Source organism: Ensifer sp. GW823-FHT05D09 (genome assembly GCF_058795755.1).
Genome location: NZ_JBXAIA010000001.1, coordinates 97450 through 112632, shown reverse-complemented (window position 1 = coordinate 112632; position 15183 = coordinate 97450). Strand labels below are relative to the sequence as shown.

10 protein-coding genes are annotated in these 15183 nt (G+C 61.0%); 2 read left to right on the top strand and 8 right to left on the bottom strand.

Features of this window, described 5'->3' with window-relative positions; all coding sequences use genetic code 11:
* Positions 1–153 precede the first annotated feature (153 nt).
* Positions 154–999, top strand: coding sequence for a polyphosphate kinase 2 (gene ppk2 / locus AC1Q80_RS00510; RefSeq protein ID WP_173418610.1), 846 nt, complete (start codon positions 154–156; stop codon positions 997–999).
* A 40-nt stretch (positions 1000–1039) separates the two neighbouring features.
* Here ppk2 and AC1Q80_RS00505 read toward each other — a convergent pair whose 3' ends face one another.
* Entirely contained in the window at positions 1040–2137 is a 1098-nt protein-coding gene (locus AC1Q80_RS00505; protein WP_173418609.1) for an AI-2E family transporter, read from the bottom strand.
* Between the two features lie 226 nt (positions 2138–2363).
* On the opposite strand from AC1Q80_RS00505, the gene AC1Q80_RS00500 reads away from it, so the two are divergent.
* Positions 2364–4058, top strand: a complete 1695-nt coding sequence (locus AC1Q80_RS00500) for a SulP family inorganic anion transporter (protein WP_492359356.1) — start codon at positions 2364–2366, stop codon at positions 4056–4058.
* 76 nt (positions 4059–4134) lie between these two features.
* On the opposite strand, the gene AC1Q80_RS00495 is transcribed toward AC1Q80_RS00500, so the two are convergent.
* The 7 genes from AC1Q80_RS00495 to AC1Q80_RS00465 form a co-directional block, all read right to left on the bottom strand.
* Positions 4135–4605, bottom strand: a complete 471-nt coding sequence (locus tag AC1Q80_RS00495) for a histidine kinase (RefSeq protein WP_173418607.1) — start codon at positions 4603–4605, stop codon at positions 4135–4137.
* A 97-nt stretch (positions 4606–4702) separates the two neighbouring features.
* Positions 4703–4924, bottom strand: a complete 222-nt coding sequence (locus AC1Q80_RS00490; RefSeq protein WP_492359355.1) for a CYTH domain-containing protein — start codon at positions 4922–4924, stop codon at positions 4703–4705.
* A 201-nt stretch (positions 4925–5125) separates the two neighbouring features.
* A complete protein-coding gene (locus AC1Q80_RS00485) occupies positions 5126–6307 on the bottom strand; it encodes a porin (protein WP_173418604.1) in 1182 nt (393 codons plus the stop codon).
* A 135-nt stretch (positions 6308–6442) separates the two neighbouring features.
* The gene (gene aspT, locus AC1Q80_RS00480; RefSeq protein ID WP_492359354.1) at positions 6443–8131 is read right to left on the bottom strand and encodes an aspartate-alanine antiporter; all 1689 of its coding nucleotides are present in this window, start codon (positions 8129–8131) and stop codon (positions 6443–6445) included.
* Between the two features lie 223 nt (positions 8132–8354).
* The gene (locus tag AC1Q80_RS00475) at positions 8355–11081 is read right to left on the bottom strand and encodes a decarboxylase (RefSeq protein WP_492359353.1); all 2727 of its coding nucleotides are present in this window, start codon (positions 11079–11081) and stop codon (positions 8355–8357) included.
* 274 nt (positions 11082–11355) lie between these two features.
* Positions 11356–13047, bottom strand: coding sequence for an aspartate-alanine antiporter (aspT, locus tag AC1Q80_RS00470; RefSeq protein WP_173418601.1), 1692 nt, complete (start codon positions 13045–13047; stop codon positions 11356–11358).
* A 330-nt stretch (positions 13048–13377) separates the two neighbouring features.
* The gene (locus AC1Q80_RS00465; RefSeq protein ID WP_492359352.1) at positions 13378–15078 is read right to left on the bottom strand and encodes a SulP family inorganic anion transporter; all 1701 of its coding nucleotides are present in this window, start codon (positions 15076–15078) and stop codon (positions 13378–13380) included.
* Between the last annotated feature and the right edge of the window lie 105 nt (positions 15079–15183).

The window sequence follows — 15183 nt, the reverse complement described above, 5'->3', positions numbered from 1 at the left end:
GTTATCATGTCGCTCGCTGAGTGGCGGGAGCCACACCTGTTTGAGCGGGGACTTTGAGCGCCGTACGCCCTGACGTGTCCGCGCGCCTCGGATGCAGAGTTTGTTCGCAGTGCATTTCATCGTTTCTTTGCCTGACTAAAGGAGTGGGAAGTCATGGACAGATCTGAGGACGACGAAGCCCTGCTGGAATCAGCGGCAAAAGGAACGAAGAAGAACAAGGGACGGAAGGACGGGCGCAAGCGATATGAAAAGGAGATGGCCCGTCTTCAAGTGGAACTCGCGCACCTTCAGGCTTGGGTGAAGAAGGCGGGTGCACGGATCGTCATCATCTTCGAGGGCCGCGACGCAGCCGGCAAGGGCGGGACCATCAAGCGCATAACCGAACGTGTCAGTCCGCGCGTTTTCCGGGTCGTTGCCCTGCCGGCGCCGACCGACCGCGAAAAGTCACAGATGTACATGCAGCGCTATATCGCTCATATGCCGGCAGCCGGCGAAATCGTCATTTTCGACCGTAGCTGGTACAACCGCCCCGGCGTTGAGCGCGTCATGGGCTATTGTTCGGACAAGCAGGCGCGACGCTTTCTTGAACTTACTCCCCGGTTCGAGGCTGCCATCGTTGAAAGCGGCGTCACGCTTCTAAAGTATTTCCTGACTGTCAGCGAGGACGAACAGGAGCGACGGTTCCGCCAGCGCATTGATGACCCGCTGCGCCAATGGAAGCTGAGCCCGATGGATCTCGAATCCTATCGTCGGTGGTGGGACTACACGCGTGCCTACGACGAGATGATCCGAATAACCGACAGTCAGCACGCGCCCTGGTGGATCGTGCCATCGGACGACAAGAAAAGGGCGAGGATCAACTGCATCAGCCACCTTCTCAAATCCATACCTTACGAGCGCGTGAAATATCAGGCGCCGGCTCTCGGCAAGAGGCAGAAGCGCCCTGACGACTATGTGGAGCCGAACGTTCCGAGAAACTTGGTTCCAGACGTTTTCTGACAAGGCTGCGACCGCACCCGTTCAGTGCGGTCGTCCCGGGTCATCTGGGGCGATCGGCACGCACCCAGACGATCAGCAAGTCGTAGAAGACACTGAGGACGATAGGACCGAGGAAAAGGCCGATCAAACCATAGGAAATCGTGCCGCCGACGACCCCCAGCAAGATGACGAGCGTGGGTGTCGACAGCCCCTTCGCCACGAGGATCGGTTTCATGACATTGTCGATGATGACGAGAGGCAGCAACGCCAGGGTCAGGGCAATCGCGGTGCCGAAGGTAAAATGCCAGAACGCCCAGATCACCACCGGCAGTATGACGAGCAGTGGCCCGATCTGAACGATGCAGGCCACCAGAACCGCAAACGCGATCGCACCTGGTGCCGGCACCCCAAAAAGACCGAGAACGAGCGCGCAAAGGATGGCCTGCAGCAACGCAATCCCGAGGACGCCACGCGCAACGTTGCGAATGGTCGCGGCGGCAAGCCGGACGAAGCCGATACCGCGCTCACCACCAATGCGATCTGCAAACGTCTGGAAATGTTCCGACAGTCGCTGGGCAGATCCGAAAAGAAACCCAGCGACAAGAACGGAAAAGACGAAGCCAACAAGGTCTGCTCCAAAGCGCGCCAGTTTTGCCAGAAACGAGGTGCCGGCTTGGAGCAGGTATGGCTCGAACCGGATCAGGGCGGCCTTGATGTTGCTGGCAGCCAACAGCCATGCTTCGTAGACACGTTCACCCACGACAGGCCAGTTCTTTACAGCCTCCGGCGGAACGGGAACAAACGAAGTGCCGGCAGACAATCGCGTCAATAGGGTGTGGGAAAGCTCGACGAAGCTGACAGCAATCCCTGCAAGCGGTCCGACGATCAACACCAGGCAAGCAAGGGTCAGAACGAACGCAGCAAGCTTTCGCCTGTTGCCAAGCCATCTGCATATCCGTTGATAGGCGGGATTAAGTGCGACCGCCAAGACGGCCGCCCACAGAATGATGATGGCAAACGGCGCTATCAAGGTCAGGGATAGATAGGCGAAAAGACCGACAACAGCCAACCGGGCAAAGATGGTGACGCGGGCCTCTATCGACATGCCGTCCGATCCCGGCGCCCGCCCATCGCCGTCCTCAGTCGGTCGATCATTCATGCCGCCTCTCCACTCCGTGCAAGGGACAACAGCCAGCTGCGTCCAGATGTGCAGTGATCATGTGTGGCCTATCCTACACGACCGGGGAATTCGCCCTAGTATAATACGAGAACCTACCTCAACGCCGCGCCAGTCAGCGTTCGTGTGGGTCGAATTGTGTCGAGATCTCCCTGGTACGGATTGACTGCGATCAATGCCTCGAACTGCGAAGCGAGTATTCTGAGACATGTCCTCCGTCGCTTCCTACATACCCCTGATTTCCGGTCTCTCAGGCTATAGGGCCGCGTGGCTCAAGAGCGATGTGTCCGCCGGCCTTGCGATCGCAGCGGTCGGCCTGCCAAGTGCCATCGCCTATCCGGCTCTGGCGGGTTTGCCCGCGGAAACGGGCCTCTATGCCAGCATCGCACCTCTCGTGGCTTACGCCCTTTTCGGGCCGTCTCGCAAACTGATCGTCGGCCCGGACGCAGGGACGATGACGGTGCTCGCTGCCGTGCTCACGACGCTCTTTGCCGATCCTGGCCTCACGGCAAGCAGGACGACCGTCGCGGCCCTGCTGGCCATGATCGTCGGCGGGCTTTGTCTTGCAGCGCGTCTGGCACGGCTCGGCATTCTCGCCACTTTTCTGTCGCGGCCGATCCTCACCGGCTTTTTCGCGGGGATATCGCTTTCCATCCTGGTCAGTCAGATCGGGCGCGTGACGGGTTTGAAGATCGCATCGGACGGCCTGATCGGACCCATCTTCGAACTGCTCGGCAAACTCGACGCCATCCATCTGCCGTCTCTTGCACTTGCCGTCTCGGCCTTCGCCCTACTGCAGGCCGCACGCATATTCCGATCGCCGATCCCAGGCCCGATCATCGTCGTCGTGCTTGCCACCGCACTCTCGGCGATGTTCGACTTCGAGGCGCTCGGCATTGCCGTCGTCGGCGACATACCCGGCAGTATGCCGCCGCTTGCCATCCCGTCCTTGGCCGGAATTTCCTTGCAGCCGCTGCTGCTCGGCGCAGCGGCGATCTTCCTTGTCAGCTTCGGATCCGGGATCATTGCCGCCAGAAGCTTTTCGGCGCAGACGGGTGAGCGCGTCGATCCCAATCGTGAACTGTCCGGGTTCGGCGCGGCGAACATTGCGGCCGGCCTGTTTGGTGCATTTCCCGTCACTGCTTCGGACTCGCGAACTGCCGTGAACTTGCTGGTGGGAGGCAAATCCCAGATTGCCGGCCTCGTTGCGGCCGCGGGCCTGTTGGCTACCATTGTCTTTCTCGGCGACTCGCTGCGGATCCTACCGATCCCGGCGCTCGGAGCCATTCTTGCCGCAACGGCGCTCAGCCTCATCGACATAGATGCTCTCAAACAAACGTGGCGCATCAGCAGAATGGAGTTCGCTTTCGCTCTCATCGCGATGTGGGGGCCGATCGGCCTCGGCGTGCTCAACGGTGTTGTCATCGCGATCGCGGCAACCTTGGTCTATCTCTTGCAGAAAAGCATGTTTCCGCGATACGCGATCCTTGGGCGGATCCCGGGCCGCGACGGTTTTTTCAAGCTTCACCGCGCTCCCGACGCGCTCGCCGTCGAGGGACTGACAGTCTGCATGATCCAGGGCAGCCTGCTCTTCTTCAATACCGACTACATCGCCGAAAAGCTGCGCGCTCTTGTGGACGATCTGCCCGAGGATACCCGCTGGTTCGTGATCGACGCGAGCGCGATTCCGCAGATCGACAGTAGCGCAGCGATCATGCTGCAAGAGGTCCGAGCCTATATGGCCGACCGCGGAATTGCGCTCGGTCTTGCCGAGCTGCACACCGATGCCCTGGAGATGCTTGAGCGATCGGGCCTGGTCGAGGAAATCGGCAGGCCGATGATCTTCGAGAGCATCGAAGATTGCTATCACGCGTTTTCTCGCGATCGCCCGCTATCCCGATAAGTGTCAGGGTGCGACAGACAAGATTGCGTCTAAGCGGCAGTGCGCACCGCCGCTTCGCTGTCCTCCGCCTGGCTGGCTATTTGATATCGTCGGGCGCCCAGTTCAGGAAGAATCCAACATCTCCAGGGACCCCACCTGGGAAGTTGATGATCATCGCCTTCAATTTATAGCCCTGGGGTTTGCCGAACTGCTGGTAGCGCTCGAAGAACTCCTTGGCCTTGCCTTGAAGCGTTTGGGGCCAGTCCTTGTCAGCGCTATTGATGGCACGACCACGATCCGAGCAGAGGTCCGAAGGGAAGCTGTAGACCAGCGCCTCCAACTTTCCGTCACGCACGGCATTTGTGACCAGCCGACGCACGACAGCGATTTCCTCAGGCGTTACGTGATCATGAAGGAACTCGTCGGTGAACTTGGAGAGCTTCTGCTCCTCAATTGACCGCAGCTTGCGCTCCTTGTCCATTTCATCCATTTCGCGTTGCAGCATCTGCATGCGCAGATCCTTGGCACTGATCGGCGCCGCGTTGGGATCGATCTCTTTCTTTTCCATGTTTTTGGCTCCATTTCCTGACTTGAGACGAAATTCAACCTTCGGGATCATCGAAGGACCGACACGGCTATGCCGCCTCACCCTGCCTAGCGAAGCCTCAGCCCGGTCGGCCCGCTTCAAGGGCCAGACCGCGGTTCGAACAAAGCGGGTTCCCGGTTATCTCCGGCCCGAGCCAAGGCGGCATCGAAGGCTCATCGTCGGGGTCCGCAAGCTCGATTTCCGCTGTCACCAGCCCGAGATATGCGCCGGTAAAGACGTCGATTTCCCAGTATGCGCCTTGGAACTCAATTTCGTATCGCGTTTTCTCGATCACGCCCAAAGCATGCGTAAGCATCTCTTCGGCCTCCCCATAAGGGATCGGATATTCGAACTATTCCCGTGTTACTTTTCCTTCAGCGCGTTGAACGTGTCCACATAACCGCGCCCGACCGCACGAACGCACATCGCCCACCTAAGAAGTCGAAACGAACGAATGCGCGATGAGCGGGCGGCATGGCCGGCAGCTGCCGCCGGCATGGCTTCAGAACTTGATCCTGGCTCCTCCAAGAACAGCGAAGCTATCCTGGAGATTTGCAGTCTCCTGCTCCAGGGAGTACGTCCGGGCACCGAGGTAGAGTTCGGTCTGCAGATAGTCGAGATTCTGGACCACCTGCGCCCCGTAGGAATCGCTCTTGCTACCCCGTCCCGCAATGTCCTTGCCGAAATAGGCATCAACCGAAAACGCCGTCTTGCCGACCTCGAAAATATCAGCCTGATAACCGACCTTCACATAACCATAGTGCCCATCGACCGTTTCCTTGTCGGAAAGGGCCGCCGCAAGGGTGAGGCTGAGACCGGTATCCAGATGCAGGACGGAAACGGACGCGTCGTAGATCGAGTTGCCGTCCCCCGGCCTGGAAAAGGCAATTGCAGCACCGACCTTGAAGGCATCGTAGGTCTCGTCGTATCGAACTGCCATATCCCACACCGTGACGTCGGTTGTTTCCGGCACGACCTGCGTGCCGACAGACGTCGCAAAGCTGAAGCCACCAAACGAAGGGGTGTCGTAGCGGACGCGCAGCTTGCGGCTGAGGCCGTCAAAGTTGGTGAACGCATCCTTGACGTGGACCGTCGAGAGCGTGCCGTCATCGTTGCGGAAGAACGGCCCACCGGCCATATCCGAGACAAGCGAATAGCCGACCACGGTGGTCCCGGACAGATCGACCTCGGCGGTCGCATCCGACGCCATACTGCCCTGACCAAACCAGAATTTGCCGTAGTCCTTCGAGTCGAGGTAAATTTCCGCCTTGCGCAGCAGGTCGGTTCCCCAATCGAAGTGATCCTCGTTCAGCTGGTTCACGTTGGTCGTCGAGTAGGGGTTCCATTCCCATTCGAGATTGGCACCGAATGACCAGCCCTTTTCCATGAGGCTGTAGATCCGGAATCCCGCGCGCGAGGACGAGTTGCCGTTGTCGACCGGAAAATAATTGTTCGTTTGTCCGCCGTCATCGTAGATCAGCAGGCCCTTGTTGATCTGGCCGTAGAATTCGAAGTAGGCATTGTCGTCGCCCAGCCGCAGCTTGGGGATCCAATGTTCCGGCGCCTTGCTGGTCTCCGTGGGCTGCGCTGCCGGCTTTGCCGGCTCTTGCGCCGCCACGGTCCCCGCGGTTGTCAGTGCAACGATGAGAAGTGCGGGCGGAACAATGTATAAGGTCTGTCGCATCAAAGGCACCTTTCAGATCATTGGTGGGTAGCATTGTCGATTCGCAGCCAGTATTTTCCTTTTTACTGTTTAAGTCTGTTGCGAAATCTAGCCGTGCAGAAGCGTTGCCCCGATCGATGAGCCTGCGGTTTTTCATCACGCAACAATACCGACGATCACAGTTCCCCACGTCGTGAGCAGGATATGGCCGATAGGGACCGCAGGCGTGTAGCCAAGGACGGCAACGGTGCTGCCGGATCTATCCTGAACGGCCGCCATCCCGGCTGTCATCGTCTGCGCCCCGGCGAGCCCGCCCAGCAGCAGGATCGGGTTCATCCCAAGCACGTAGCGCCCGAAGTAAAGGCCCACGATCATTGGAGCCATGGTGACGATCATGCCGCCGAACAGAAGCCCGATGCCCGCCTCGGCGATTGCCGAGGCAAACACAGGTCCGGCATGAAGACCGGTCATCGCAACGAAGGCGGCCAGTCCAAGCGACGTCATGAGCGAGACTGCGGCGTCCGGTATCCGGCCAAAGAGCGGGAAGCGGGTGCGCAGGTGACCCACGACCAAACCGGCGAGCAGCGTGCCCACGCTGGTGCTCAGCGAGATCCGCATGTCGCCGATCGGAAACGTGACGAGAACGCCGACGAGCCCGCCAAGGAAAATCGCGAGCCCTAGCACCAGGAAATCTGTCGCCGCCGGCGGGGCGACCACGACGCCAACGCGCTCGACGGAGCTCGACACGACGGCCTCCGGGCCCACCAGGCGCAGGATATCGCCGCGTTCGACCGTGATCCCCGGCGCAATGGGAATATCCTGGCCCCCACGCGTGAGGGAGCGCAGATAAAGGCTGCGGGTCCAGCTTTCCTTGGCGAGATCGGCGATGCTTCGCCCCTTGAGGTCGGGGCTTGTCAGCAGCACGTCGCAGATCGATACCGGGACATCGAGCAGTTCACGATCTTCGATCTCTTCGGCGCGCGGCCCAAGCACACTGACCAGTGCCTCTCTCGTCCCGGAGACAGCCACAATGTCACCGGGCTTGATCACCACATCCGGGGCCGCCTCGATGATCGTGCCGCCCCGACGCAGGCGCTGAATGAAAAGCCTGTGTTCGGGAAATGCCGCCTCGGCGGTGGCGATCGACTGCCCGGCAACCGGTGCGCCATCCGCGATCTGATAAGCGCGAATCTCGAACCTGTGCCAGGCGGACGAGACACCAGCCGCCTTGCGGGTAATGCCATACTCCTTCTCCAGCTTCAGCGCCTCGGCAACGAGATCGATGCCAAGCAGCCGGGGGCCTATGACGCTGCAGAAAAGAATGACGCCAACCGCACCGAAGACGTAGCAGACAGCGTCAGCCACGGCGATGTGCGCCACGAACCGCGTGCGATCCGCCTCGGCCAGCGGCAGCGCATTGATCGCTTCCGTTGCGGTACCCATCGCCGGGCTTTCGGTGAGGGAACCGGACAGGAGGCCTGCTGCAAAGCCCGGATCCAGGCCCAGGAATTTGGCAACGACGACAGCCGTGAGCAGGCCGGTGACACAAACGACGACGGCAAGCAGGACGGGTTTCATGCCGTCCCGCTTCAGTGCCTGCAGGAATTGTGGCCCGACCGAGTAGCCGATGCCGAAGAGGAACAGGAGGAACAGGAACGATTTCGCCATGCCGGCAATCGGGACATCCGCGAACTGTCCGATCAGGATGCCCGCAAACAGCGAGCCGGTCACCGGCCCGAGGCTGAAGCCACTGACCTTGAGGCCACCGATCAGATATCCGATGCTGATCGCAAGGAATACCGCAAGCTCGGGATATTTGATCAGAAATTGCTCGACCCAAATCATGTCCAGACTGGTCCCCCCTCGCCCAGATCAAAGGCTATGTTGCGTTCGCTCCCACCGCCAACGCTCCTGCAAAACCTAGACGACGGAGCGAACCTTCGCGACGAACGCCGCCTCGGTCGCCCCGCCTCCCTGAATCGACTACGTGCGCCAGTCCAAAGGAAGCGCAGGCATCACCATGCGTATAACCACGTCGAAGCGATCGAGCGCCGCCCGCATCCTGGCGCTACTTTGCCTTTGACGGACGCTTCGCCTTGGCGGCGACGGCGTCGGGCTTCACCAGCTTCAGTCCGCGCGCCTTCTCGTAACCATGGATCTCTTTCACATCGAGCTTGCGCATGAAGTCGATCGTCTCCTGCGTCAGCACCTGGCCCGGCACCATGATCGGAAATCCGGGCGGATAAGGAATGACGAAGTTGGCCGAGACCATTTCCGGCCCCTGCTTCAGCCTCTTGTCGCATTCGGCGCCGATAAGAGGCACGTACTCGCACACGGACGCGTCATAGGCGTGGAAGAAGGCGGCGCGCATATCGCCCTCCGGCGTCGTGCGGCCTGCATCGCTGCGGTACACCTCGTGGAAGTGACTGAAGTTGGGAAGGTCAGGCACGTCGGTCATCAACGACTTGACCCGCGCGGCGAAGGACGCCCGCTCTTCTTCCCCGCCGTCGGCCAGGCGCTTCTCGATACCGTGGCAGATCTCGACCAGCACACGGATCAGATGCGCGATATCGCTGCGGGTGTTGTTGATGTTGGACTGCAGCAGCACGCTGTTGCGCGAAGTCTTGTTCAGCTGGATATCGTACTCGTTCGCCAGCAGCCCCTTGAACTGCGTTCCGTCGAAACCGGCCGTGCCGCACACCAGCGTCATGCGCGTGGGATCGAGATAGAACTCGTCCTCCTTCATCGCCTTGACGGCGGTTGCCCAGGTGGAACCAGGTGCCAGGTAATCCTTGAAGCCTGACTGCCGATATTCGGCAGGGATCATCTGATCGGCGCCAAGGACGTGGAAGTATTTCGAGATCAGCGGATGCTCGTTGATTGCGCGGCGGATCTTCAGCGCAATCTCGATCGCATTCATCACCAGACCGTAACCGTCGAGCTCCATCTGCCGGCGCGCGACGTCGAGGCTGGCGATCAGCTGCTGGTTCGGGCTGGTCGAGGCATGGGTGAAAACCGCCTCGTGGAACTGCGCCTCGACAGTGTGGAAATCGACATCCTTGACCAGCAGCATCGAGCCCTGCCGGATTGCAGACATGGATTTGTGCGTGGAGTTGGTCTGGTAGACCCGCAGACGGACAAGACGCGGATCGGGGATCAGACGTGCGGCGAGCAGGGCTTTGTCCGAAGGATCCTTGCCGAGATCGGCGCGCTGCTTTTCATAGGCCTCGACCGAGGCCGGATCGCGCAGCCAGTCCTCGATGTCGGCCGCCGCCCCCATAGCCGTGCGCGGACGCAGGAAGGGGGAAAACCGGGCAAATCCGGACCAAGCCTCGTCCCAGAGAAAGATCAGGTCAGGTTTGATGGCGAGGCATTCCTCCATGACCCGCCGGACATTGTACATATGGCCGTCGAATGTGCAGTTGGTGAGGTCGAGCAGTTTCAAGCGGTCGAGGCGGCCTTCGGCTCTCAGCGCCAGCAACGCGCGCTTGATGGTGGCAAGCGGCACGGCGCCATACATCGAATACTCCGTCATCGGGAACGCTTCGACGTAATAGGGTTGGGCGCCCGTCAGCACCATGCCGTAGTGGTGCGACTTGTGGCAGTTGCGGTCGACCACCGCGATGTCGCCTGGCGCCAGAAGCGCCTGCACGGCCATCTTGTTGGAGGTGGACGTACCATTGGTGACGAAGAAGACGTGGTCGGCGCCGAAGGCACGGGCCGCCAACTCCTGGGAGCGCTTGATGGTGCCGGTTGGCTCCAACAGGCTGTCGAGACCGCCTGTGGTCGCACTGCTTTCCGCCAGGAACAGGTTGAGGCCATAGAATTCCCCCATGTCGCGGATCCAGTCCGACTTGAAGACGGATTTGCCGCGGGCAATCGGCAGGGCATGGAATGTGCCGATCGGCCGCCGCGCATATTTCTTCAGATTGTCGAAGAAGGGGGTTTCGTAGCGCGCCTGCACGCCTTCGAGGATGGCGAGGTGCAGTTCCAGCGGCTCCTCAACCGCGTAGAACACGCGCCTGACGGCATCGGCCGTCGGGTCGCCGGCAATCTTTTCGACCTGGCGGTCAGACAGAAGATAGACGTCGAGTTCCGGCCGGATCTGCTTCAAGCCGCGCGCCAGGCGCAGCGCCGACATATCCGGACCCTCGGCCTCCCCAAGCGGATCGAGCACCGAGCGAAGCACCGGCGCGTCGTGGCGCGAGCGGTAGGGAAATCCCTCGGCGAGAACGACGGCTATGATATCGGGGTTCAACGCGGCCGCGCAGAAGGCATCCTCGAACGAGCCCACCAGAACAGGCTCGTAGATGAAACCATCCTCCGGCCGGCGCAGCCTGCGGATCTCCGCTGCGAAAGCATCCCATCGGGCGGCCGGCTGGCTGTTGACGTAGAGGACTTCGAAATAGGGCCGACGACCGCCGGGCTCACCGGTTCCGGGCGGCATGATATCGACCACTTCGGTCGCCGACATCTCGTCGTGGACGTCCCACTCGCCTGGGCGCCCACGGTAGGAATGGGTAAGCAGTCCGTTGGAGATGCGCCGCGCAAGTTTTGCCGCCCCGCCGGCATCGTTGGTGGCGATGCGTTCTGCCATCGCCGACAGCAATCGCCCACCCGGATAGGCGTGGTACTCCTCCGCCGGCGCCACAGCTGCAATCGCCCTCTCCAGTGCTGCCCGTTCGCCGCGGTTGGCGGCCCAGGCATCGGCCAGCGTCGTGATTTCTCGCCAATTATCGGCGCGCGCCGAATGGATGAGCAGAAACTGATCTACATGTGCGGTCTCGTCTGGCATGACGTGCTCCCAACTCTGTTTCGAATGGGCTGCCCGCTGCCACCGGTCCGAGGTCCTCTTTCAGCGGCAGCTACAATTCTGGTCGCAATACGCGATTGATGCACTTTGAAAATCGGACCTTGTGCTGCCGGTCCGCGCTTCGAAAGATGGTGTGGAACGGCCGGAACAGGCCGCTCGAGCGTTGCGAAACAACACGGACAGGAGCAACGCTCTATCTCTTTGTTTTTACGCACTTCGTGACGAAGAGCTGCTTCGCAATTTTCCGGGGAACGCCCTAGGTCATCATCATCACAAGCACCATGCCCCAGATCGTCAGCAGGGTGTTGCCGACGGCATAGGTCACGGTGTAGCCGAGCCCGGGGATCTGGCTCTTGGCCCGATCATTGATCATGCCAAGAGAGGCTGTCGTCGTGCGCGCGCCCGAGCAGCACCCCAGGAGAATGGCGGGGTGGAACCGGAACACATATTTCCCGACATACATCGCCAGCACCAACGGCACGGTCGTTGCGAATATGCCCCAAAGGAACAGGCTGAAACCAAGCTGCTGCAAGCCGGCAACAAAGCCTGGGCCCGACGAAATGCCGACCACGGCGATGAAGACATTGAGGCCGACGGAATTCATGAACCAGACCGTCGATGTCGGTATGCGCCCGAACTTCGGCCGAACGGAGCGCAGCCAGCCGAAAAACAGCCCGGAGATCAGCGCGCCCCCTGAGGTGGAGAGCGTAAACGGCACATCCCCGACCTTATAGACCAGCGCACCGATCAGGGCACCGATGGCAATCGCAGCCCCGATGAAGGCGACGTCGGCAACGTCGGTCGCCCGGTCGGCCACGCCCAAAGCCTTGGCGGCAGCCGCGGTATCCTGCGTCCGCCCGACGATCGTCAGGATATCGCCGCGGTGGATCTGCGTGTTCGGCAGGATCGGAATTTCCGTCGCCGTGGCACCCCGGGCGATCCGGCGCAGGAACACGCCACGAGACGTTGGCCATTGCGCCAGTTCCGCCAGCGTCTTGCCGTTCGCTTCCTTGGTCGTGACAAGGACATCGACCCCTTCGACCGGCACGGCCAGCAATTCGCGGTCGTCCACTTCCTCGGCCGCGTGCCCGATCAGGCTGACCAGCACTTCACGCCGGCCGGCCACGGCAACGACGTCGCCCGCCTGGATCACCGTGTTTGCCGTCGCATCCTCGATCTTTCCGCCGCGGCGAATACGTTCAATGAAGATCCGCTGCTCCGGGATCATGGATTCGGCTTCATGCGCCGTCTTGCCGACGACCGGCCCGCCCTCGCGCACGCGGTAGGCACGCAACTCGTAATGGTGCCAGGCGGTCCCGGCCCCGCCCACTTCCTTCTTGCCGCCCTGCTCCGCCTCGTAGCGTTTGCATTCCGCCTCCAGATCGATACCCATCAGCGCCGGACCAATCAGGGCCAGCACGATCGCCGATCCGATCGTGCCGAAAATATAGGTGACGGCATAGGCGACCGGCATCGCATCCAGCAGACGCTTGGTTTCTTCCGGTGCCAGACCAAGACGATTGATGGCGTCCGTCCCCAGCCCCATGGAGGCGGAGATGGTCTGCGAGCCGGCGTAAAGTCCCAGTGCCGAACCGACATCATAGCCGGCTATCTTGGCGGCGATATAGGGAGCCCCAAGGCAGAAGACGCAGACGACCGCGGCGAACAACGCCTGCGGCAGGCCATCCTTGGCAATGCCACGCACGAATTGCGGCCCGACGCCGTAGCCGATCGCAAACAGAAACATCAGAAAGAACGTGGCCTTGAGCGGGGGCGATATGGTGATACCGAGCTGCCCGATGATGACGGCCGCAATCAGCGTCGCTGTGACCGCGCCAAGGCCCAAGCCTTTGTACGTGAACGACCCGAAGTAGTATCCGAGCGCCAATGAGAGAAATATTGCAATTTCAGGATAAGTGCGAAGCGTGCTTACGAACCAGTCAACCATAGAGCTTCCCCCAAATACTCGGAAATCGGGAACCAAATCTGACTAAATGCTCATCGCTATTTTGGCGAGAATACACCCTTCTTCACTCGTTTCAAGGAGCTATTTGGAATAAAATAATACTATATCTGAAGTTTTAACTGGGACCATGGAGCGCACGAGATTAGTGTATTGTTGTGTTATTCTCAGGCCCTTGAAGTACGTTCGCTGCGCTATCGCTTCCCCAGCCGGATAGGCAGACGCATTCTCTCGTTGCAGCAGCGTTCCATGCGATGCAGTCCGAAAACAAGAAGACCGAAAGCAAAAACCTGATGTCAGGCACTTTGAGCAAGGTCAGGTGGTTGCGGCACCCTCAGCGGGCTGTGACGGCGCTGCCGCGTTGCTATCCTGATGGTGACGGATCCCGGCGCGGGTGTTGGAAAACATGCGGTTCGGTCCAAGCTGGTCGGCAAAGCCCGAAGCCCTGATGTAGGCGAGCACATCCGGGTTGAGGCCCGCGAGCCAGAGCTGGATGTTCTCCCGCGCAAGGCTCCGCTCGCCGTCGATGATCATTTGAAGCGCCGAGTATTCGATGTCGACGACGCGGCTGAGGTCCAGCATCAGGACACGCGGCTTCTGCTCACTGGCAAGCGCGCGAATACGGTCGCCGACCTGCTGGGCGTTGACGAAGAACAGCCGTCCCTCCGGGCGCAGGATCAGCATGCCTTCGAATGTTTCATCGTCCGGATGCTCGGTCGAAAGCGGCCGCAGGAGGTCCTCGCCGCGTTTACGGCCAACGACGTGGACACGTGGGTTGGCTGCCTGGCCGGAGAGACCGACGAGCGAAAGGGTAATGGCAACGAGGATGCCCTGGAGCGTGCCGAACAGGAGCACGCCGAGGAAGGCGGCAAGCGCCCAGCGAAACTCCATACGGCGGACCTTGCGGATCGAGGCAAATTCGGCAGGCCTTATGAGACCAACGGAGTAGACGATGACGATTGCCGCGAGCACGGCCTGCGGCAAAAGGCCGAGTAGTGGCGCAAGAAAGAGCATCGTCGCCGCGGCGGCCGCCGCCGTGACCAACGAGGCCTTCTGCGTGCGCCCGCCGACAGCGCGCACCACCGCCGTCTGCGATGTCCCGCCGCCCGCCGGCATCGCGCCAAAGAGCCCGCCAGCGAGATTGGCAGCGCCGGTCGCCACGAGTTCGCGGTTTGGCAGGATCGGCGGCTCGCCGGCGACCGCAAAAGCCCGGCCCGCGGCGATCGTCTCGGTGAAGCTCATCAGTGCGATGCCGCATGCGCCGGGAACAAGTTGGAGGATCAGGTCGACATCCGGCAGCACCAGGGACGGCAGGGCCTGGGGAATGTGCCCCACTGTCGCAACACCTGCGGAGCCAAGGCCCGCCAACCACGAAACGGCTATGCCCGCCGCGACGATGGCAAGGGGAGCAGGGGAATGTGGCCAGCGGCGTTCCAGGAGCAGCAGGAGCACCAGTGCCGTAGCGCCAACCGTGAGTGTGACAAGCGACGTTTCGGGCAAATGGTGGATGAGGTTCAGGATATCCCGGAAGAACCCCTCCTTGGTAAAATGCAGCCCGAACAGTTTGGGCACCTGGTCGAGCACAATGACCAGGCCGATCCCGGCCTTGAAACCCGTCAGGACCGGCGACGAAATGAAGTTTGCCACGAACCCCAGACGCAGGGCTGACGCAGCGATCAGCAGCAGGCCTGTCAGCGCCGTCAGTGTCGCGGTTGCCGTGAGCAGTTTATCCGGCTCACCGCCAGGCACGACGAGCGCGAGCTGGCTTGCGGTCAGGATCGCGAGGGTGGTCGTCGAGCTGACGCTAAGCACGCGCGAGGTGCCGAGGAGCGCGTAGACGATCATCGGTACGAAGGCGGTGTAGAGCCCGACGCTGACTGGAAGGCCGGCAACGGTCGCATAGGCCATTGCCTTCGGCAGCACCACTGCCGCTGCCGTCAGGCCCGCGATCATATCCGGGCGCAGCGAGCCGGGCGTTGACTGGACGGATTGCTGGGCATGCGATAGCTGGACCATGAGTTTGCCTTCATTCGGCTATGTGCCAGTTCGTCGTAAGTACTTACCCCAACGTACAGTATCACCCGTCGCGCCGCAGATCCGTCAGAGACGACAGTCTGAACC